11 protein-coding genes are annotated in these 22554 nt (G+C 68.8%); 7 read left to right on the top strand and 4 right to left on the bottom strand.

The annotated features are described in order from the left end of the window. Positions 1–24: 24 nt before the first annotated feature. The gene (locus tag NS1_RS06155; protein ID WP_062982498.1) at positions 25–1164 is read right to left on the bottom strand and encodes an acyl-CoA dehydrogenase family protein; all 1140 of its coding nucleotides are present in this window, start codon (positions 1162–1164) and stop codon (positions 25–27) included. 72 nt (positions 1165–1236) lie between these two features. Here NS1_RS06155 and NS1_RS06150 point away from each other — a divergent pair, with 72 nt between their 5' ends. Continuing rightward, positions 1237–1836, top strand: a complete 600-nt coding sequence (locus NS1_RS06150; protein WP_062982496.1) for a TetR/AcrR family transcriptional regulator — start codon at positions 1237–1239, stop codon at positions 1834–1836. Between the two features lie 36 nt (positions 1837–1872). Here NS1_RS06150 and NS1_RS06145 read toward each other — a convergent pair whose 3' ends face one another. After that, positions 1873–2502 carry a TetR/AcrR family transcriptional regulator gene (locus tag NS1_RS06145; RefSeq protein ID WP_062982494.1) on the bottom strand — a complete coding sequence of 210 codons (630 nt, stop codon included), beginning with the start codon at positions 2500–2502 and terminating at the stop codon, positions 1873–1875. Positions 2503–2661: 159 nt separating this feature from the next. Between NS1_RS06145 and NS1_RS06140 the strand changes: the two genes are divergently transcribed. The 3 genes from NS1_RS06140 to NS1_RS06130 all read left to right on the top strand — a co-directional run bounded on the left by NS1_RS06140 (position 2662) and on the right by NS1_RS06130 (position 6263). Then, positions 2662–4080 carry a lipase family protein gene (locus NS1_RS06140; protein WP_062982492.1) on the top strand — a complete coding sequence of 473 codons (1419 nt, stop codon included), beginning with the start codon at positions 2662–2664 and terminating at the stop codon, positions 4078–4080. A 55-nt stretch (positions 4081–4135) separates the two neighbouring features. Next, on the top strand, positions 4136–4516 hold the full coding sequence (locus NS1_RS06135) for an ArsR/SmtB family transcription factor (RefSeq protein ID WP_056818518.1): 381 nt from the start codon (positions 4136–4138) through the stop codon (positions 4514–4516). A gap of 112 nt (positions 4517–4628) precedes the next feature. Further along, positions 4629–6263 (top strand): long-chain fatty acid--CoA ligase, encoded by a 1635-nt coding sequence (locus tag NS1_RS06130; protein WP_062982490.1) that lies wholly within the window; start codon positions 4629–4631, stop codon positions 6261–6263. Between the two features lie 120 nt (positions 6264–6383). On the opposite strand, the gene NS1_RS06125 is transcribed toward NS1_RS06130, so the two are convergent. Both NS1_RS06125 and NS1_RS06120 read right to left on the bottom strand, forming a co-directional pair. Further along, entirely contained in the window at positions 6384–6776 is a 393-nt protein-coding gene (locus NS1_RS06125; protein ID WP_062982488.1) for an SCO5389 family protein, read from the bottom strand. Positions 6777–6848: 72 nt separating this feature from the next. Then, positions 6849–7895, bottom strand: coding sequence for an NAD(P)H-dependent flavin oxidoreductase (locus NS1_RS06120; RefSeq protein ID WP_082843602.1), 1047 nt, complete (start codon positions 7893–7895; stop codon positions 6849–6851). A 266-nt stretch (positions 7896–8161) separates the two neighbouring features. On the opposite strand from NS1_RS06120, the gene NS1_RS06115 reads away from it, so the two are divergent. The 3 genes from NS1_RS06115 (at position 8162) to NS1_RS06105 (ending at position 22528) form a co-directional block, all read left to right on the top strand. Continuing rightward, positions 8162–9025, top strand: a complete 864-nt coding sequence (locus NS1_RS06115; protein ID WP_245661600.1) for a M23 family metallopeptidase — start codon at positions 8162–8164, stop codon at positions 9023–9025. A gap of 233 nt (positions 9026–9258) precedes the next feature. Then, positions 9259–16599, top strand: a complete 7341-nt coding sequence (locus tag NS1_RS06110; protein WP_062982484.1) for a non-ribosomal peptide synthetase — start codon at positions 9259–9261, stop codon at positions 16597–16599. A 76-nt stretch (positions 16600–16675) separates the two neighbouring features. After that, positions 16676–22528, top strand: a complete 5853-nt coding sequence (locus NS1_RS06105; protein WP_062982482.1) for a non-ribosomal peptide synthetase — start codon at positions 16676–16678, stop codon at positions 22526–22528. The last annotated feature ends 26 nt before the right edge of the window (positions 22529–22554 follow it).

Genomic DNA, 22554 nt, shown 5'->3' with positions numbered 1-22554 from the left:
GATGATCAGTGCATTACAGATTAGCTACCCTGCCAGATGTCGAGCGATGACCAGACGCTGGATCTGATTGGTCCCTTCGAAGATCTGCATGACCTTGGCTTCGCGCATGTAGCGCTCGACCGGGAAGTCCTGGGTGTAGCCGTAGCCACCGAAGACCTGGACCGCGTCGGTGGTCACCTTCATGGCCGCATCGGTGGCGACGAGTTTGGCGACCGAGGCCTGCCGGGAGTAGGGCAGGCCCGCGTCGCGGCGGCGGGCGGCGTCGAGGTAGGTGGCGCGGGCGGTGTCGACGGCCGCCGCCATGTCGGCGAGGACGAAGCCGAGGCCCTGATGGTCGATGATCTTGCGGCCGAAGGCTTCTCGTTCCTTGGCGTAGGCCACCGCTTCGTCGAGCGCGCGCTGGGCGACACCGGTGGCGACGGCGGCGATGCCGAGGCGGCCCGCGTCGAGGGCGCTGAAGGCGATCGAAAGTCCCTGTCCCTCTTCGCCGATGCGACGTTGCGCGGGCAGGAAGGCGTCGTCGTAGGCGGCGGTGGTGGTGGGGATGCCGCGCAGGCCCATCTTCTCCTCGGGCTTGCCGAAGCTCAGACCCGCGGTGTCGGCGGGGACCAGGAAGCAGGAGATCCCGCGCGAACCCTCGCCGGTGCGGGCGAACAGGGTGTAGAAGTCGGCGCGGCCGCCGTTGGTGATCCAGGCCTTGGTTCCGTTGAGGTTGTAGCCGCCGTCGACGGGGGTGGCGCGGCAGCGCAGCGCGGCCGCGTCGGAACCGGCGTGGGCCTCGGAAAGGCTGTAGGCGCCGATGGTTTCACCCGAGAGCATGCCGTCGAGCCACTGCTGCTTCTGCTCGTCGGTGCCGTAGGTGAACAGCGGATGGCAGGACAGCCCGTGCACGCTCACCGCCACGGCGACGGCGGCCCAGCGGCTCGCGATTTCCTCGAGCACCTGGAGGTACACCTCGTACGGCTGCGCGCCGCCGCCGAATTCCTCCGGGTACGGCAGGCTGAGCAACCCGGCCGCGCCGAGCGCCGGGAACACGCCGTCCGGGAAGACTCCGGTCTTCTCGCTGTCGGTGACACGCGGCTCGAGCACCTTGTCGGCGATGTCGCGGGTCAGTTCGATCAGCTCACGTGCCTCGTCGGTGGGCAACATCCGGTCTACAGCCATGCTGATGACAGTACGCTTTGCACTGAATTGCGTGCAACGTGACATGTAATTTTGTAGCCCTATACTGGAGTTATGTCTGCGCTGCCACCGAACAAGCATCAGGAGAAGAGTCTGCGGACCCGGACGCTGCTGCTCGATGCCGCCATCGAGAGTCTGGCCGAGGTCGGCTACGCGGGCGCCTCCATCGCCGACATCACGGCCAGGGCCGGCGTGACGCGTGGTGCGCAGCTGCATCAGTTCCACACGCGCGGTGAACTCTTCGCCCAGGCCATCGGCCATCTCACCGATCGTCAGCGAGAAGCCATGATGCGCAAGGCGAAAGCGGTGCCGGACGGCACGTCGGCGGGCGCTGTGCTGGTGGAGTTGGTGACCGCTACCTTCGCGGGCAAGCTCGGTCGGGCCGCGGTGGAGCTGTATGTGGGAATCGCCAACGACGCGGCGCTGCGCCGCGAAATGCTGCGGGTGCAGCACGAACTCACCGTCGAGCTGCTCGACCGCTGTGCCGGGCTGATCGACCCCGCCATCACCGGTGAGCGCTTGGAGAGCACCTTCTGGCTCACCATCAACCTGGTCCGTGGCGCCACTCTCGACGAGATGGTCGGACGTGACCGCGTTCGTCGCAAACAAGTGCTGGCCGACTGGACCGCGCTCGCCGAGATCGCTTTGCGCTGAGCGGATCCGGTCGTGACGGGGCGATCACGCAGGTAACTAATCGCCGGTGGGCAGCGACTCGGCGTAGGTCCTGAGCATGTCTTCGATCAAGGTGAGGATCGAGGCATCCAGGTCCGGGCGGGCGTAGACGGGGCGGACGATCGCCTCGCCCGAAAACAGGTGCAGGAGCAAGAAGAAGACGGACTCTCGAAGCTTGTCGGGGAACTGGCTCAGTACGCCGGTCTGCTCGACGCCGTCGACCATCGCGGCGTAGTAGCTCGCCACCGTCGGCTCGATGCGCGCGCGCAATTCGGCATCGGAGCGGGCGGCGAGATAGATCTCACGCAGCGCGTGGGTGATGTTGGAGGATTGGGCCTCGCGCAGGAATCGCAGGGCGGTGTCGAGCGAATCCTCTTGTGCGCCCAGGTGTTCCATCACCGCTCGGAACGCGGCGAGTTGGCGAGCGAAGACTTCGTCCGCGGTCCGCACGATCAGGTCCAGCCTGCTGTCGAACTGGCGGAACATCGCGCCGACGGACAGTCCGGCGCGCCCGCAGATTTCTTGGACGGTAGTGCGCTGGTACCCCAGCTCGCCGATCGCCGCGATCGTCGCGTCGACGAGTTTGGCCACCGTCGCGGCACGGCGTTGCTCCTGAGTGCGGCGTGGGCGTGGGGTAGCGGCGGTCATGGCCGATCATCCTGCCGTTCCGGCGGCCGTCGGCGATCCCCGGGGGACGTGATCGTTGACACAGTGGCTCTCCTCGTCCTACAGTCGTCCCACTTAGGAAACAATCACTCTCTTTTATGGTTGGCACACGCCGCCACCTGGGGATTCGAGGAGCCGAATATGAAGATCGCCACCACAGGCAGCACCGGCAGGGTGCTCGCCGGGGCATGCCTGGCGCTGATCGCCGGGCTCACGGTCGCGACCTGCCCCGCCGTGGCGAGTCCGGCCGTGGCCGATCCGGTGCCGGTGGCCCCGCCGCTGCCGTTCCCGGTGCCGCCCGCACCGCCGTTCCTCGACCCCGCCTTCTACAACCCGGACCCGGCGCGGGTGGCCGCGGCCGCACCCGGCGACATTCTGTCCGCGCGACAGGTGAACCTGGCCAACTTCTGGTTGATACCGCTCGACGTGCGCGCCTGGCAGTTGTCCTACCGCAGCACCGATACACGCGGCGAGGCGATTCCCGCCGTCGCGACGGTGCTCGTGCCGCATCGGCCCGCGCCGACGGGGGAGCGCAGTCTGGTCTCCTTCCAGTTCGCCGAGGATTCGTTGTCGCGGAACTGCGCGCCGTCCTACGCCCTGCAGATGGGATCGCTGCCGAATCCGCTCAACAGCGTGATCGGGCTGGAATTCATCGAAGTCCAATCGATGCTGCAACTTGGGCACGCGGTCGTGGTGCCCGATCATCAGGGCCCCGACGCGGCCTACGCCGTCGGTCCACTCGGCGGCCGGATCACCCTCGACGGAATTCGCGCCGCGCAGAACTTCGATCGAGCCGGGTTGTCCGGTGCGGCGACCCGCACCGCGATGTGGGGATACTCCGGCGGTGCGATTCCCACCGCGCATGCCGCCGAACTACAGCCGGAATACGCGCCCGAACTGAACCTGGTCGGCTCGGCGACCGGCGGCCTGCTCGCCGATATCCGGGCCGCCGTGGACTACAACAACGCGACGTCGACCTTCGGCGGCGCGGTGCTCGGCGGGCTGTTCGGTGTCGCTCGCGAATATCCCGAAGTCGACCGATTCATCGAGCGGTACATGAACCCGCTCGGCAAGGGTCTGCGAGTGGTGCACGAAGAGCAATGTGTCGCGGTGCAATTCGCGGCGTTCCCGTTCGTGAACATCAAGGGCCTCTTCGACTATCCCGGCGATCCGATGCGCGCTCCCGAAATGCAGACGGTGCTCGACGAACTGACCCTCGGAAACCGTGGCACCCCCACCGCCCCGCTCTACATTTACCAGGCGCCGCTGGACGAGGCGATGCCGATCAACGCCGTCAACAAGCTCTACGACACCTACTGCCAGGATCCGGCCGCGACGGTCTCCTACACCCGCGACCTGTTCAGCGAACACGGCATCGCGGCCGTCTCGGGCGCGGGCTCGGTCGCGATGTGGCTGAACGACCGACTCAACGGCGTGCCTGCGCCGGCAGGCTGCCATAACCGCGATGTATACAGCCAGATTCTCGATCCCGATGCCTTCGACGCGTTCGTCGGCGCCCTCGGCCAGACGCTCGCCTCGGCACTGGGCATGCCGGTCTGACGAACCTCGGATCGGTGGTTACGGGGGACCGCGGTCGGCGATCTATTATCTGCGCATGAATGCAGATGACCGCTCGCCGCTGGCCGAAGATCAGGTGGGCTTGGTGGTCGAGGTGTTTCGTATGCTGGCCGACCCGACTCGGGTCCAGGTCCTGTGGGCCCTGGCCGACAATGAACTCTCGGTGAACGAACTGGCGAACCGGGTCGGCAAGCCGGGGCCCTCGGTGTCCCAGCATCTGGCGAAACTGCGCATGGCCCGTCTCGTGCGAACCCGACGAGAGGGCACGACCATCTTCTACAGCCTCGACAACGACCACGTCCGCAGGCTGGTAGTCGACGCTGTGCACAACGCCGAACACGCAGGCCCGGGCGTGCCGTCGCACCATAGTGGCCCCGATGGTCAGCCGCCCCATGAAGCGCCCCCTGGTTCGCGATGACCAGCCGACCTGCAGGAATGTTGTCGGACGAAACGATTGCGACGTTCAAACCTTTCGGTAACATCCGGTTGTGACGTGGCTCATGCCACGGCAGGGACTTGAAGGAGCACCGATGCTGAGCACCATGCAGGACGACCAGCTCTCGCTGGCCAAACTGCTCAACTATGCCGCAACTTTCCAGGGCGATTCGACTGTGTCCACATGGACCGGTGACGGTGTTCGCACCATGACCTACCGCGAGCTGGGTGCGGATTCGGCTCGGCTGGCCAACGCGCTGCGTGGGCTCGGCATCGAAGAGGGCGACCGCGTCGGCACCTTCATGTGGAACAACAACGAGCACATGGTCGCCTACATCGCGGTGCCCGCGATGGGCTCGGTGTTGCACGCGCTCAACATCCGGCTGTTCCCCGAGCAGTTGGTCTTCGTCGCCAATCATGCCGAGGACAAGGTGGTGCTCGTCGACGGCACGCTGCTACCGCTGTTCGCGCAATACCTACCGAACCTGAAGACCGTGAAGCACGTGATCGTCGTCAACGGCGATGCTGCCGCGCTCACCGCGCCCGACGGCGTGACGGTGCACTCCTACCGTGAGCTGCTCGACGCCCAGTCCGCCGACTTCGACTTCCCGGTCGTCGACGAACGCTCCGCTGCCGCAATGTGTTACACCTCCGGCACCACGGGCGACCCTAAGGGCGTCGTCTACTCGCACCGCTCCAACTGGCTGCACGCCATGCAGGTGAACTCGCCCAACGGCATGGGTTTCCAGGGTTCGGACTACGTGCTGGCGATCGTGCCGCTGTTCCACGCCAACGCGTGGGGCCTGCCGTACGCGGCGCTGATGTCGGGCGCGAACGTCCTGATGCCGGACCGCTTCCTGCAGCCCGGCCCGCTGCTGGAGATGATGGCGGCCGAGAAGCCGACCTTCGCCGCCGCGGTGCCTACGATCTGGGGCGGCGTGCTGGCCACGCTGGCCGTCGCGCCGCAGGACATCTCGCACCTTCGCACCGCCGTGGTCGGCGGTTCCGCGGTGCCGCCCGCGATGATGCGCGCGTTCGAGGAGAAGCACGGCGTGCGCATCCTGCACGCGTGGGGCATGACCGAGACCTCCCCGCTGGGCAGCGTCGCGCACGCGCCCTCCGGTGTCGGCGAGGACGAGGCCTGGGAATACCGCTACACCCAGGGCCGCTTCCCGGCCAACGTCGAGGCCCGTCTGGTCGGCGACGACGGCAAGGTCGTGCCGAACGACGGTGAGTCCCTCGGCGAGCTCGAGGTCCGCGGCGCGTGGATCACCGGCTCCTACTACTCGCCCACCGGCGCGGAGATCGACCCGGACAAGTTCGACGACGGCTGGTTGCGCACCGGCGATGTCGGCAAGATCAGCCCCAACGGCTACCTCACCCTGGTCGACCGCTCCAAGGACGTCATCAAGTCCGGCGGCGAGTGGATCTCCTCGGTGGACCTGGAGAACTCGGTGATGGGCCACCCGGCCGTCGCCGAGGCCGCCGTCATCGGTGTGCCCGACGAGAAGTGGGACGAGCGTCCGCTGGTCGCCATCGTGCTCGCCGAAGGCGCTGCCGCCGAGGCGACCGAACTGCGTGACTACCTGGCCGACAAGTTCGCCAAGTGGCAGCTGCCCGAGCGCTGGACCTTCATCGCCGAGGTCCCGAAGACCAGCGTCGGCAAGTTCGACAAGAAGCGCCTGCGCGCCCAGTACGCCGAGGGCGAGCTAGACGTCGTCACGGTGTAATCGGAGCGCTGGCGCGCTCGAGTCGCGGCCCTTCGGGCCCCGATGAAGTAGCAGCAAGAAAGGCGGGCGTGGAATCGCTTCCACGCCCGCCTTTGTGCTGCAGTAGCAGCCGCCGAAAAATCAGCAGTTGCGCAGCTCGGGGCTCTGGTTCAAGAGCTGGGCGCGCGGGCTGATGTAGCGGGTGTAGGTCTCCCCGCCGACGGCCGACAGCGGGAACGCCGCGACCCGGTGGCAGTTCTGGAAGGCCAGCTTCACACCGAAATGCCGCTCTAATCCACCACGAATGGCATCGGAGGCCAGGGCGCGCAGGAGCTGACCGCGGGCCACCTCGTCCGGCGGCGGCACCCGATTGTCGGCGTACTCATCGGTGCCGGTGCGCAGGTCGTCCGCAACCCGGCTCACCACCTCCCACGCGTAAGGCAGTGACGTACGGACACATTCGACGAATTCGGCGTCGTCGATATCGCCCTGTTCGGCGCGTTCGAGTAGTGCGGCGGGAACATCGAGGGACATGGCGCTCTCCTCCTGCTTGGGGGGTGGTCGGCGGGATGCGATGCCAGGTCCGAGTCTAAACGAAATTCGTTGTCAATAACCCTGAATTCGTTCCGAAAGTGCTTTTCGGAGTGCGCTTTTCGCGTCGGCGGCTAGGTCGGCGACCAGTTCGCTTGCCGGTTGCCCGGTGCTCAGCGAATGAGCTTGCCCCGCCCACAGATTCACTTCGTCGGTGTTGCCGCCCGCTCGCGCGGCGGCCCGCAACGGGGCAGTGGCGTAATGAATTTCGGGATAGGCGGCCGGTGCGTCGGCGGTGTGTTCGACGAGGAAACGGTTGCGGATCCCGCGGGCGCGACGTCCGGTGAACGCGCGCGTCAGCATCGTCGGTTCCGGCGTGCCGATCGCACCGCGGTGCACGGCGTTGGTGCCCGCTTCGGGGCAGCGCAGCAGCGCGGTGCCGATCTGCGCCGCCGACGCACCGGCCGCCAGTACCCCGGCCACGCCGGCGCCCGTGGCGATCCCGCCCGCCGCGACGAGCGGACGTGAGGTGACGGCGGTGAGCAACTGGATCAGGGTCAGCAGACCGGGCGGGTCGATGGGGTCGTCGGCGGGGTCGTCGAGGAAGGTCGCGCGATGCCCGCCCGCCTCGGCGCCCTGGGCGATCAACACATCGGCGCCCGCGTCGACGGCGATCAGTGCCTCGGCGGGCGAGGTGACCGTCACCCACACCTCCGAGCCGACCGCGTGCAGCCGGTCCACCTCCACCGCGGTGGGGCAGCCGAAGGTCGTCGAGACCACCGCTACCGGATCGGCCACCAGCAGATCGAGCTTGTCGGCCCATCCGTCGGTGTCGTGTTCGGGGGTGCCGAGCGGGAACTCGGCGCCGAGTTCGGCGAGGTAGGTGGCATAGACAGCCGGATCTGCCACCGCCCCTGGCGCGAACAGATTCACGCCGAACGGCGCCGCGGTGGCAGCTCTCGTCGCCTCGATCTGCGCGGCCACCGCCTCGGTGCCGAGGTATCCGGCGGCTAACTGTCCGAACCCGCCCGCGGCCGCCACGGCGACCACCAACTCGGGTGTGGACGGGCCGCCGGCCATGGGCGCGGCAACGATGGGGGCAGTCAAGGTCTCGATCACCATGGGTCGAGTCTGGTCCGTCGGGGCCGTGTTCAGGCCCGGTGACAGCGTGTGTGATGGGTCGGACACCGTGATTGTTACTGTGCGGCACGTCATCTACCTGCGTTTTCGTGACAGAAGGTTGCGGAATGGTCACGGCCGGGTAGAGTTCCCGTCACAACGTATGCCGAACCGTTACACATAGTTCGACAGTGGAGAACGCCCAGGTGGTCTCCGGGCCGGTCGCAGACCGGCTTCGTTTCCTTGTTGTCGGACGCTAGGACGAGATCTTGTCGCAGCACCGTGTGGGTCCCGAATCCATCTCCGTGCAGGCCCTGCTTGCACACGCGGATGGCCGGAGCCCGAGCAGGAGCAGGCATCGCGCCGAGGCATCGCGTTCGGATCGTGTGCGCGTCGCCGCGAGTGCCGCGGTCGCCGCCGGCGCGCTGGTCGGTGTCACCGCTCAGATCGCCCCGGCCCTGGCCTTCGCCGCGCCGCTGCTGCCGACCCACGACGACAGCGTCGCGGAATCGGTCGCCCCCGAGTCGGCGCGCCAGGATGTCGACCTGGTCGCCGCGCAGGAAGTCGCCGCGCATGTCGAGACCGCCCCGGTGAGCGCGATCGCCGCGCCGATCGCCGCCCCCGTGGCCGCGCCCTTCGGCATCGGCAACCTGCCTCCCGAGATCTCCGGCCCGCTGTCGCAGGTCGAGGACATCCTGCAGGGCATCCAGCACCAGGTCGCGCCGCCGCAGGCCGCACGCCCGGTCGCCGGCCCGATCAGCTCCGGCTTCGGCGCCCGCTGGGGCGCCATGCACTACGGCCTCGACTTCGCCGACTCGATCGGCGCCCCGATCAAGTCCGTGTCCAGCGGCACCGTGATCGAGGCGGGCCCGGCGTCGGGCTTCGGCCTGTGGGTGCGGGTGCTGCACGACGACGGCACCACCGGCGTCTACGGACACGTCAACGACATGCTCGTCAGCGAGGGCCAGCGGGTCAACGCGGGCGATGTCATCGCGACCGTCGGCAACCGCGGTCAGTCCACCGGCCCGCACCTGCACCTCGAGATCTGGGATCAGGGCGGCAGCAAGATGGACCCGATGCCGTACCTCGCTTCCAAGGGTGTCCCGCTGGAGTGGGGCCCTTCCGCGCACTGAGCGGTGTGAGCGCGGAGCTTTCTCCGCAGAGCGAGTGACGGTGGTTCTTATGAGCCCCGTCACTTTGCTGTTCAAGCGGCAACACGTGCGCGGGCCGATCCGATAGTCCTCTGGGCCCCGAGTACCGGGGGCACGCTGACTCGGCCGCTGTGTTGCCGGTCTATATGATGGCTCGATCTGCACGGTGCGGGATCGCCGCGCGTGCAGGCTCGATGAGAGGTGAATGAACCCGAATGGAAACTGCCCGTCGTTCTGCCCGCGGTAACCGCCGTCGCCGATCGAGCAGTCCGACCTTCGGGCAGTTGCTGACGGGAGCCGTCGAATCGGCCGCCGATCGGGTCGCGGTTCGGTTCAACCCCTCCGGCGACCCCGCCGACCAGCGTCAGCTCACCTATTCCGAGTTCGACCAGCAGTCCTCGCAGCTGGCGCGCGCGCTCATCGGCCGCGGCATCGGGCCCGGCGACGTGGTCGCCATCGGCATCGCCCGCGGCATCGAGTCGGTACTGGCTGTGTGGGCGATCGCCAAGACCGGCGCCGCCTATGTCCCGGTCGACCCGAACTACCCGGCCGACCGCATCGCCCACATCGTCTCCGACTCCGGCGCGGTGCTCGGGCTCACCACCGGCGCGTACCGCGAGGTGCTCGGCACGGCGCTGACCTGGCTCGAGCTCGACGACGCCGAGACGGCCACCCACATCGCGACCCAGCCCGCGCACCCCATCTCCTACACCGACCGGATCCGCGGTCTCGACGAGCGGCATCCGGCCTACGTCATCTACACCTCGGGCTCCACGGGTAAGCCGAAGGGCGTGGTGGTGACCCACACCGGTCTGGCCGGTCTGGTCGCCGCCGAGCGCGCGCACTATCGCGTCACCACCGACTCGCGTGTGCTGCACGTGTGTTCGCCGAACTTCGACGTGTCGGTGCTCGAATTGCTGCTCACCTTCTCCGCGGGCGCCACCCTGGTGATCGCCCCGCCCGGAGTGTTCGGTGGCTTCGAGCTCGCGGATCTGCTGCGCCGCGAACAGGTTTCGCACATGCTCATCACCCCGGGCGCGCTGGAATCGGTCGACCCGGCGGACTTGGACGACCTGCGGGTCGTGGTCGTCGCGGGCGACAAGTTCGGCCCGGAACTGGTCGGTCGCTGGGCCGTCGGCGAGCGGGAGTTCTACAACGGCTACGGCCCCACCGAGGCCACCATCCTGGCCACCAGCACCCCGCCGATGGACCCGGCCGCGCCGGTGACGATCGGCGCCGCGATCGCCGGTGTCGGTGCGTTCGTGCTGGATTCCCGGCTGCGGCCGGTGCCCGCGGGCGTGATCGGCGAGCTGTATCTGTCGGGTCCCGCGCTGGCACAGGGTTATCTGAACCGGCCCGCGCTGACCGCGGAACGTTTTGTCGCCAGCCCCTTCGGCGCCGAATCCGGCGACGCGAACGCGCGGCTGTACCGCACCGGAGACCTGGTGCGCCGCGCCGAATCCGGTGACGGTGTCATCGAATACATGGGGCGCTCGGACTTCCAGGTGAAGATCCGCGGCTTCCGCATCGAACTCGGCGAGATCGACAACGCGCTCACCTCGCACCCCGATATCGACTTCGCGGCCACCCTCGGCAAGACCTTGCCTTCCGGTGTGACGGCCCTGGTTTCGTACGTGATGCCGTCGTCCGGCGCCACCGTCGACGTGGCCGCACTCGATGCGTTCCTCGCGAAATCGTTGCCCGCCTACATGATTCCGGCCGCGATCATGGTCCTGGACCAGATCCCGCTGACGCCGGTCGGCAAGCTGGATCGAAAGGCGTTGCCGGAACCCGTTTTCGCCGTGCGCGAGTTCCGCGCGCCCGCCACTCCGGTACAGCAGGTGGTGGCCGGTATCTTCGCCGAGCTGCTGACCGCCGGTGCGCCGGAAGAGATCCGGGTCGGCGCCGACGACGACTTCTTCGAGCTCGGCGGCAACTCGCTGCTGGCCGCGCAGGCCGCCACGCGCATCGGCGCCGCGCTCGACACCAGGATTCCGGTGCAGGTGCTGTTCGAGGCCAGCACGGTCTCGGGGCTGGCCGAACGCGTCGAACGCCACATCGGCACCGGTTCGGGCCAGGAGCTGGTCGCCCAGCAGCGCCCCGACGCGATCCCGCTGTCGTTCGCCCAGCAGCGGATGTGGTTCCTCAACCAGTTCGATCCGGCCAGCGCCGTGAACAACATGCCGATCGCGGTGCGCCTGTCGGGTGCTCTCGATGTCGACGCGTTGCGCGTCGCGGTCATCGATCTGGTGGCGCGCCACGAGGTGCTGCGCACGATGTATCCGCCGGTCGACGGGGTCGGCACGCAGCTGGTACTGCCGCTGTCGGATCCGCGCGCCGTGCCCACCCTCGCGGCCGACGACGCCACCGAGGACGCGATCGCCACCCTGGTCGCCGAGACCGTCGGCGCGGGCTTCGATGTCACCGTCGCCCCGCCGCTGCGGCTGCGCCTGCTGCGGCTGAGCGCGACCGAACACGTGCTGGTCTGCGTGATGCACCACATCGCCGGTGACGGTGTGTCGATGGGCCCGCTCACGCGCGACCTGATGACGGCCTATGTCCAGCGCAGTGCGGGCAACGCGCCGGGCTGGCCCGAATTGGCCGTCCAGTACGCCGATTTCACGCTCTGGCAGCGCGCGGTGCTCGGCACCGAGGACGACCCGGAGTCGATCCTGACCCAGCAGATCGACTTCTGGCGCACCCAGCTCGCCGGTGTGCCCGATCAGCTCGAGCTGCCCACCGACCGGCCACGGCCCGCGACCGCCTCCTACCGTGGGGCGAGCCTGGACTTCCGGATTCCGGCCGAGGTACACGCCGGGCTCGATCAGCTTGCGCGCGCCCATAATTCGACGCTGTTCATGGTGGTGCACGCCGCGCTGTCGGCACTGCTGGCCAGGCTGTCGGGCAGCACCGACATCGCCATCGGCACGCCTGTCGCCGGTCGTGGTGACGCCGCGCTCGACGACCTGATCGGCATGTTCGTCAACACTCTGGTGCTGCGCGCCGAGGTCGATCCGGCGGCTAGCTTCGAAGAGCTGCTCACCCGGACCCGTGCGGTCGATGTCGCGGCCTTCGGTCACGCCGATGTGCCGTTCGAGCGCCTGGTCGAACTGCTCGACCCGGCCCGTTCGACCGCGCGCCATCCGCTGTTCCAGGTGATGCTCGCCTTCCAGAACATGGCGCGCACCGCCCTGGAGCTGCCCGGACTGACCGTCGCGGGCGTCGAGCTGACCATTCCGTTCGCCAAGTTCGACCTGCAGTTCGAGATGGTGGAGGACACCGATCGCCACGGTGCGCCGCACGGCATCGCGGTCGGGCTCACCTATGCCACCGACCTGTTCGACGCCGACACCGTCGCCGGGTTCGCCGACCGGTTCCAGCGGTTGCTGGCCGCCGTCGTCGCCGCACCCGCCGAGCCGCTCGGTGCGATCGAGCTCTTGGAACCTGCCGAGCTGGACCGCATCCTGGTGCAGTGGAACGACACTCGCCACGACCTCGCGCCGGAGCTGTTGCTCGACGGTTATCGGCGTGCCGTGGCCGAATATCCTGATGCCGTCGCCGTCGCCTACGAGGGTGCCGAGCTGACCTATCGGGAGTTCGACGAGCGGGTCAACCGGCTCGCCCGGCTGCTGATCACACAGGGTGTCGGTCCCGAATCCCTGGTCGGACTGGCGGTGCGGCGTTCGCTCGACCTGGTGATCGGGATGTACGCGATCGTGACCGCCGGTGGCGCGTATGTGCCGATCGACCCGGATCATCCGGCCGATCGTATCGCGCACATTCTCGATACCGCCGCGCCCGCCGCTGTCCTGAGCACCACCGCGGATGCGATCGAGGTGCCCGCGGGTGTGCCGGTGATCCTGGTGGATTCCGTAGCGCTCGACGAGTTCTCGGCCGCGCCTGTCGAGTTGACCGAGCCGGTTCGGCCCGAGAATCCGGCCTACGTCATCTTCACCTCCGGCTCCACCGGGCGCCCCAAGGGTGTGGCGGTGTCGCACGCGGCGATCGTCAACCAGATGATGTACATGGGCGCCGAGTACGGGGTCGGTCCGTCGGATGTGTATCTGCAGAAGACGCCCGCCACGTTCGACGTGTCGCTGTGGGGGTACTTCCTTCCGCTGCGGACCGGCGCGAAGCTGGTCGTGTCGACCCACGACGGGCACCGAGACCCGGTGTACCTCGCCGAAACCATTGCGGCGCAACGTGTCACGCTCACCGACTTCGTGCCTTCGATGCTCTCGGTCTTCGCCGCGCACACCACCGCCGGTTCGATCCCGAGTTTGCGCGCGGTGTTCGCCGCCGGTGAGGCGCTGCCCACCGAGACCGTGGCCGACGTCGCCCGCGTCTCCACGGCGCGAGTGCACAACCTGTACGGACCTACCGAAGCTGCCGTCACGGTGACGCGTTGGCCCGCAAGCGATTCCGATCGCGGTTCGGTGCCGATGGGTGTGCCGGAGTGGAATACCCGGGTCTACGTTCTGGATTCGCGGCTGCGTGCCGTGCCCGCCGGTGTGGTCGGCGAGTTGTACCTGGCCGGTGACCAGCTGGCGCGCGGTTATGTCGCCCGTCCCGGTCTGACCGCGGATCGGTTCGTCGCCAACCCCTTCGAGCCCGGCGCGCGGATGTATCGCTCCGGTGACCTCGTGCGCTGGGGTGGGGCGTCGGCCGAGCCCGCGCTGGAATACCTGGGCCGCACCGACTTCCAGGTGAAGTTCCGCGGTCAGCGCATCGAGCTCGGCGAGATCGAGACGGCTCTGCTCGCGCAGGACGCGATCAGCCAGTCCGTGGCGCTGGTGCTCGATACCGCATCGGGCCAGCATCTGGTCGCGTACGTGGTGGCGCGCCCCGGCGAACAGCCGGATGCCGCGGCGCTGCGGACGGCCGTGGCGGAATCGCTGCCGGCCTACATGGTTCCGACCGTTGTCACGGTGCTCGACAGCTTCCCGCTGAACCCTAGCGGCAAGCTCGATCGCAAGGCTCTTCCCGCCCCGGCCTTCACCGCGGGCGAGTTCCGCGCGCCCGCCACCCCCGCCGAGGAGATCGTCGCCGGGGTCTTCGCGGAACTGCTCGGCATGGCCCGCGTCGGCGCCGACGACGACTACTTCGCCCTCGGCGGCAACTCGCTGCTGGCCACCCGCGCGATCGCCCGCATCAACGAGGCGCTCGACGCGCAGCTGGCCATCCGCGACCTGTTCGAGACGCCCACCGTGTCGGCCCTGGCCGCGCGCATCGGCGGTGCGAGCGGTGCGGCCGCGCGCCCGCCGTTGGTCGCCACCGAACGCCCGCAGCGCATTCCGTTGTCGCTGGCCCAGCAGCGTATGTGGGTGGTCAACCAGGTCGACCCCGCCTCCGGCTCCTACAACATCCCCTTCGCGATCCGCCTCACCGGCGAACTCGACATCGCCGCCCTCGACGCCGCGGTCACCGATGTACTCGGCAGGCACGAGTCGCTGCGCACCTACTTCCCCGTGGTCGGCGACGCTGGTACCCAGGACTCCGGTCGCGCACAGGCCAGTGGCGACGCCGCTGTGGTGGCCGACGGTCTGCCCGTCCAGGAAATCCTCTCCGTGGCCGAAGCGCTGCCCGGCGGGCTTCAGGTCGAGACGACCACCGACATCCTCACTCGTGCGGCCGAATTGGCCGGAACGGGCTTCGATGTGACGCGTGAGGTTCCGCTGCGCGCGAGGTTGCTCACGGATGGAACTTCCGCCGACTGGCTGCTTGTTGTTGTGGTGCACCATATTTCGGCCGACGGTGCGTCGTTGGCGCCGCTTGCTCGCGATCTGATGACCGCTTATGTGGCTCGTGCCGCGCACCAGGCCCCGGCGTGGGCACCGCTGGAAGTCCAGTACGCGGACTACGCGCTGTGGCAGCGGGCGGTCGTCGGCGACGACGAACAGCCGCAATCCCTGGCCGCCGCACAGCTCGACTACTGGCGCGAGCAGTTGGCCGACGTGCCTGCGCTGCTCGAATTGCCGCAGGACCGCCCGCGTCCCTCGGCGCCGACGCTGCGCGGCGCCACCACCGAGCTGCGTCTGCCCGCCGAGGTGCACACCGCGCTGAATCACCTCGCGCGCGAGCACAAGTCGTCGCTGTTCATGGTTGTGCACGCGGCGCTGGCCGTGCTGCTCGGCCGGTTGTCGGGCACCTCCGATATCGCCATCGGTACCGCTGTCGCCGGGCGCGGTGAGCGGGCGCTCGATGAGCTGGTCGGCATGTTCGTCAACACGTTGACGCTGCGCACCACCCTCGATCCGGCCGGTTCCTTCGACGAGGCCGTCGATGTGGCCCGCGAGACCGATCTCGGCGCGTTCGCCAATGCCGACCTGCCGTTCGAGCGGGTCGCCGAGGTCGTCGCGCCGGGGCGGGGCAGTGCGCAGAGCCCGCTGTTCCAGGTGGCGCTCACCTTCAGCAACAACGAGGCGGCCGCGCTCGAACTGCCCGGCCTCACCGTGAACGCCCTGGACACCGTGATCGCGGCCAAGTTCGACCTGCAGGTGGACGTCGAACCGCGCTTCACCGCCGCCGGTGATCCCGACGAGCTGGTCACCCTGTTCAACTACGCCACCGACCTGTTCGACGAGGCCACCGTGCGCAGCATCGGCGCGCGCTTCGCCCGCATCCTGACCGCGGTGGCCGCCGACCCGCAGATCCGCATCGGCGATATCGACATCCTCGACGAGTCCGAACGGGCCCGGCTGCTCGCAGGCGCGGCACAGGCGCCCGCGCCGAGCACCCCATCGGGCGGCACCACGCTCGCGCAGGCCTTCACCGCCGCCGCCGAGGACGATCCCGACGGACCCGCCCTCGTCTGGGGCGACGACGCGTTGACCTACGAGCAGCTCGACGCCCGCTCCGCACGCCTGGCCCGGCTGCTGATCGCCAGGGGCTTCGGCCCCGGCGACGGGGTGGCCGTCGATCTCGCGCGCGGTGTCGACTGGGCCGTCGCGGTCTGGGCGATCCTCAAGGCAGGCGCGGCCGTGGTCCCGGTGACCGGCGCCCAGCCGCACACCGAACCCATCGCGAAGCTGAGCATCACGGTCGGCGAATCCCGTGGCGTCGACTGGATCTCACTCGACGACCCGGCGATCAAGACCGAGCTGTCCACCTATTCCGCCCGCCCGGTCACCTACGCCGACCGTACCCGCGCCCTGCGCGGCGGCGACCCGGTGTTCGTGGGCGCCGACGGCACCCGCAGCTACGACGAACTCGCCGCGGCGGGTGCGCGGGTGCGCGCCGACACCGACCTGACCTTCGAAGCGCGAACCTTCGGGCGCGGCGCTGTGGACAGCTTCACCGCCCTGGTGGAGCCGGTCGCCGCGGGTGTGGCCGGTGCGTCGATGGTGCTGGTGCCGGATGCGGTGGACGGTTTGTCGGCGGCGCTGGCCGAGGAGTGGGTAACCCACGTGTTCGGTGATCGGGCCGGGATCGAGGCACTCCACACCGCCGAACTCGGCGATCTGCAGGCGCTGATCGCCGACGACGCCGCACCGGGCAATCCGGGCTCGGCCGATGTGGTGCTGGTACTCGGGGACTCGCGCGCCCAGGTGGCATGACCCCCGGCACTCCACGCTGGCAGGCGGGAGCTGGTGCGAGACAACAAGTTTCGGTGATGGGTGAGGTGGAACAGCTATGACACGACCGGCAAGAACCCGACCGGTACGTACGCGTCGCCCGCGCGTCACCGCGTTGGCACAGCTGCTGGCCACCGCGGTCGAGACCAACCCCGACGGTCTCGCGGTCGTCCTCGCCGACGCCACCCGCACCATCGGCAGCCTCACCTACGCCGAACTCGACGAGCGCTCCAATCGCATCGCCCGCCTGCTGATCGACCGTGGCATCGGCGCGGGCGACCTGGTGGCAATCGGAATCCCGCGCTCGGTCGAGTCCGTGCTCGCCGTCTGGGCCGTCACCAAAACCGGCGCGGGCTTCGTCCCGGTCGACCCGAACTACCCGCCGGACCGCGTGGCCCACATGGTCACCGACTCGGGTGCCGTCTTCGGCTTGACCGTCGCCGCGGTCGCCGACCGCCTCCCCGGCGAGGTGCGGTGGCTGCCACTCGACGGTCACCAGCCGGGTCGGCCCGCTGACGGCGACGAGCCCTTCTTCGACAACATCTCCGGTGCGGCGATCACCGCCGCCGACCGGCTGCGTCCGGTGCGGGCCGAGGACCTCGCCTACCTCATCTACACCTCCGGCTCCACCGGCCTGCCCAAGGGTGTCGCGGTGACCCAGGCCGGACTCGCCGGATTCAGCGCGGAACAGACGCGCCACTACGGTGTCGAATCCGGCTCGCGCACTTTGCACTTCGCCTCACCGTCCTTCGATGCCTCGCTGCTCGAACTGCTGCTGGCGATCGGGGCAGGCGCCACGATGGTGATCGTCGACCCGAGTGTCTACGGCGGCGACGATCTGGCCGCCCTGTTGCGGCGCGAGCGGGTGAGCCACGTTTTCATCACCCCGGCCGCGCTGGCCTCGATCGATCCGGACGGGCTCGACGATTTCCGGGTGGTGGCAGTCGGTGGTGAATCCGTGCCGCCGGATCTGCTGCGGCGCTGGGCGATACCGCTCGCCGACGGCACCTTGCGCGAGTTCCACAATGTGTACGGGCCCACCGAGACGACCATCGTCACCAACATCAGTGTGCCGCTGAAACCGGGCGATCCGATGACCATCGGCGGCCCGATCAACGGCGTGGCCGAATATGTCCTCGACGACCGGCTCGGTCCCGTTCCGCCCGGCGTCACCGGCGAGCTCTACATCACCGGCGCCCAGCTGACCCGTGGCTACCACGCCCGCCCCGGACTCACCTCCTCGCGCTATGTCGCGAATCCGTTCGACCCGGCCGGTTCTCGCCTCTACCGCACCGGCGACCTGGTCCGCTGGACGGCCGACGGCGCGCTGGACTATGTGGGCCGCAACGACTTCCAGGTGAAGATCCGCGGCTTCCGGATCGAACTCGGCGAGATCGACGCGGTGCTCTCGGCGCACGAGAGCCTCGACTTCGCCGCCACGATAGGCCACGAACTCGACAGCGGCGCAACCATTCTGGTGTCCTATGTGCACGCCGCGCCGGGCGCTGCCGTCGATACCGCCGCCCTCACCGCCTTCGCCGAGCGCAGTCTGCCCGCGCACATGGTGCCGACCGTGCTGATGGAACTCGACGCCATCCCGCTCACCCCGGTCGGCAAACTCGACCGAAAGGCGCTCCCCGCACCGATTCTCGAGCACGCCGAATTCCGCGCTCCCACTACGCCGGTGGAGCAGATCGTGGCGGGCACCTTCGCCCAGGTGCTCGACCTCGGCGACACCCAGCTCGGCCTCGACGACGACTTCTTCACCCTCGGCGGCAACTCGCTGATGGCCACCCAGGTGGCCGCCCGCCTCGGCGCCGCGCTGGACACCGACTTCCCGGTCCGACTGCTGTTCGAGGCGTCGACGGTGGAAACGCTGGCACGGCGACTCGCCGAATCCGCCGGTGCGGGTGCTCGTCCCGCACTGGCGGCGGGGGAGCGGCCCGCGCGGATTCCGCTGTCGCTGGCTCAGCAGCGGATGTGGTTCCTCAATCAGTTCGACCCCGGATCGGTCGCCTACAACATCCCGATGGCGGTGCGGCTACACGGCGCCATCGATGTCGAGGCGCTGCGCGCTGCGGTGGCCGACCTCGTCGCCCGGCACGAAACCCTGCGCACGATCTACCCCGAGACCGACGACGGGCCGATCCAGCAGATCCTCGCCGAGACCGAGGCGACGCCCCGGCTCGAGGTGCGCTCGATCGCACCCGATCAGCTCACCGCCGCCATGCACGAGTTCGGTTCGTCCGGGTTCGATGTGCGCGCCCAGGTGCCGTTGCGAGTCGCGCTGTTCGAGCTCGACGCCGACGCATCGGTGCTGGCGGTGGTGGTGCACCACATCGCCGGTGACGGCTCTTCGCTCGCGCCGCTGACCAGGGACCTCATGCTGGCCTATGCGGCGCGTTCGGCCGGTAACGCGCCGGAGTGGGCGCCGCTGACGGTGCAGTACGCCGATTACTCGCTGTGGCAGCGAGACCTGCTCGGCAGCGAGGACGATCCGCAGTCGCTGGCCTCGGCTCAGCTCTCCTACTGGCGCGCGGCGCTGGCCGGGCTGCCCGACCAGCTCGACCTGCCCGCCGACCGGCCGCGTCCGGCCGTGCAGACCTTCGCCGGTGGTCGCGTTCCGATCGAGGTCGACGCCGAAACCCATCGCGCTCTGCTGGCTTTGGCGCGCACGCAGGGTGCCACGCTGTTCATGGTCGTGCACACCGCCCTCGCGGTGACCTTGGCGAGGCTGGCGGGCACCGACGATCTGGCGGTCGGTACTCCCGTCGCCGGCCGCGGTGAGGCCGCGCTCGACGACCTGATCGGCATGTTCGTCAACACCCTGGTCTTCCGCACCACCCTCACCTCCGGCGAGTCGTTCACCGAACTACTCGCCCGCCAACGGGACAGCGACCTCCAGGTGTTCGCGAACGCGGACCTCCCGTTCGAGCGCCTCGTCGAGGCGATCAACCCCGCCCGCTCCACGGCCCGCCATCCACTGTTCCAGGTCGGCCTGTCCTTCCAGAACCTCAGCCGCACCGGCCTCGAACTCGGCGAGACCGCGGTCGAGGGCGTCGACGTGGACCTCGCGGTCTCCCAGTTCGATCTGCACGCCATCGTCGCCGACGCCTACGACAGTGACGGCGTCGCGCAGGGGATCAGTGGCGTATTCACTTATGCCACAGACCTGTTCGACGCGTCGACCGCCCAGACCTACGCCGACCGTTTCGTGCGAGTTCTCACCGCGATCGCCACCGCGCCCGAACGTCCTGTCGACGAGCTGGAACTGCTCTCCGATGTCGAGCGGGAACGAATTCTGCACGACTGGAACGCAACCGACCACTCGTGCCCGTCCGCGACGCTGGCCTCGCTGTTCGATGACAGCGCGGCAGCCGACCCCGATGGTGTGGCGCTCGTCGATCCCGACGGCGCGCGGCTCACCTATCGTGATTTCGCCGCGCGGGTGAATCAGCTTGCGCGACATCTGATCACGCGGGGCGTGGGAGTAGAGGACCGCGTGGCGCTGGCGATCCGGCGTTCCACCGACCTCGTCGTCGCGATGTACGCGGTGACGCAGACCGGCGCGGCCTACGTCCCCGTCGACCCGGACCAGCCCGCCGACCGCGTCGCTCACGTCCTCGATACGGCGGCGCCTGCCTGCGTATTGACCACCACGCGTGACGGATTCGCGACTGTGTCGGCGCCGGTGATCGCTATCGACACGATCGATACTTCCGCGGTCTCGACCGCGCCGATCGTGGCGAGCGAGCGCGTCGGTGTGCTGCGTCCGGAGAACACGGCCTACATCATCTTCACCTCGGGGTCGACCGGCAAGCCGAAGGGTGTGGCGGTCTCGCACGGCGCGATCGTCAATCAGTTGCTCTGGAAGACAGCTGCTTTCGGCCTCGGTCGTGACGACTCGGTCCTGTTGAAGACCGCCGCTACCTTCGACCTCTCGGTCTGGGAGTTCTGGTCGGCCGCGAGCTGTGGTGGTCGCCTGGTGATCGCCGCCGCCGACGGCCACCGCGACCCCGCCTACCTGCTGCGTGTACTCGCCACGCAAGCGGTGACAACCTTGCATGTGGTGCCCTCGATGCTCGACGCGTTGCTCACCGAATCCGCCGGCGCGCTCCCGCGTTCACTGCGCCGCGTACTCGCCATCGGCGAGGCCCTGCCCGCCGCTACCGCCCAGCGTTTCCTGGCGACGACCTCGGCGGCACTGCACAACCTGTACGGCCCCACCGAAGCCGCGGTCTCCATCACCGACCACCGCGTCACCACCGCCGATCGCGCCACCGTCCCGATCGGTCGGCCGGTGTGGAACAGCGGCGCCTACATCCTCGACGCCCGGCTCCGCCCGGTCCCGCCCGGTGTCGCAGGTGAGCTGTATCTAGCGGGCGCGCAGCTCGCTCGCGGCTACTACGCCCGCCCCGACCTCACCGCCGACCGCTTCGTCGCCGACCCCTTCGCCGGACCCGGCGGCGCGCGCATGTACCGCACCGGTGACCTCGTCGCCTGGACGGCTGACGGCGAGCTCGACTACCGCGGTCGCACCGACTTCCAGGTGAAGATCCGCGGATTCCGCATCGAGCTCGGCGAGATCGAGGCCGCCCTGCTCGCCGCGCCGCAGATCGCCAAGGCGGCGGTCATCGCGTCGACGGATCCGCAACTCGGCGACCGGCTCGTGGCCTACGTCGTCCCCGCGTCCGGAACCTCGCTCACCGCCACGGAAGCCAAAGCCGCCGTAGCGCACGTGCTCCCGTCCTACATGGTCCCCGCCGCATTCGTCGTTCTCGACCACCTCCCGCTGAACGCCAACGGCAAACTCGACAGAGCCGCCCTCCCGGCGCCGGTCCTCGAACCGCGCCGCTATCGCGCACCCGAGACCGATCACGAGATCGCCGTAGCCGCCGTCTTCACCGAGGTCCTCGGCGCGCGAACCCCCGGCCTCGACGACGACTTCTTCGCCCTCGGCGGTAACTCGCTGCTGGCCACCCGCGTCGTGCACCACCTACGCGAACACACCGGCGTCGAACTCACCGTCGCGGCGTTCTTCGCCGACCCGACCGTCGCCGGTCTCGCCGCGAGAATCAGCGACGGACCGGCCGGCGCCGCCGACCTCGAAGCCGCGCTCTCGGTCGTGCTCCCGATCGCGCGCCGCGGCACCCGCCCGCCGCTGATCTGTGTGCACCCGGTCTCCGGTCTGGCATGGGCCTACGCGAGCCTGGTGCCGTATCTGCCCGACGATCTGCCCGTGGTCGGCATCCAGTCGCCCGCGCTGAGCGATCCGGAATTCCGGCCCACATCAGCCGAAGAACTGGTCGATCGCTACCTTGCCGAAATCCGTGGCGTCCAACCGCACGGTCCCTATCAGCTGCTCGGCTGGTCGCTCGGCGGCGTGCTCGCACAGGCTGTCGCGACCCGTTTACAGGCCGAGGGTGAAACGGTGGCATCGCTGACGATGCTCGACAGCCTCCCCGGTGCCGCACTCGCCGATTTCGGTACCGAATTGCGGCATGTGCTCGTCGAACTCGGCATCCCCGAGCACCAGCTACCCGACCGGCTCACCGAGCTGGGCGAGGAGGCGCTCGAATCGCTGCACGACGCGCTGGCGGGCGACGCGCCGATCTCGCGTGCGCAATTCGTCGGCATGTACCGCGGCGCGCTGCACTCGGTGGCGTTGCTCACCGAGCTCGAACACACCGGATTCGAGGGCGATCTCACCTATTTCACCGCCGTGCGGACCCCCCAAAAGCTGGGGGACGGCGCCTCGCGATGGCGGCCGTTCGTCAGCGGAATCATTGCTGACCACCCGGTCCAGGCCACTCACCAGCAGATGCTCTCGACTGTGGCGGTAGCCACGTTCGCAGCGGCAATTGCCCAGGTCGTCGCGGGTGCGCACGGATCCGTCGATATGTGTCCGTAACGGGCTCGATGGGCATTACGATTCCG

This window comes from Nocardia salmonicida NBRC 13393, from assembly GCF_001613085.1.
GTDB lineage: Bacteria > Actinomycetota > Actinomycetes > Mycobacteriales > Mycobacteriaceae > Nocardia > Nocardia salmonicida.
Note: the sequence above shows the minus strand (reverse complement) of the source record. Positions and strands in the feature narration are given on the sequence as shown.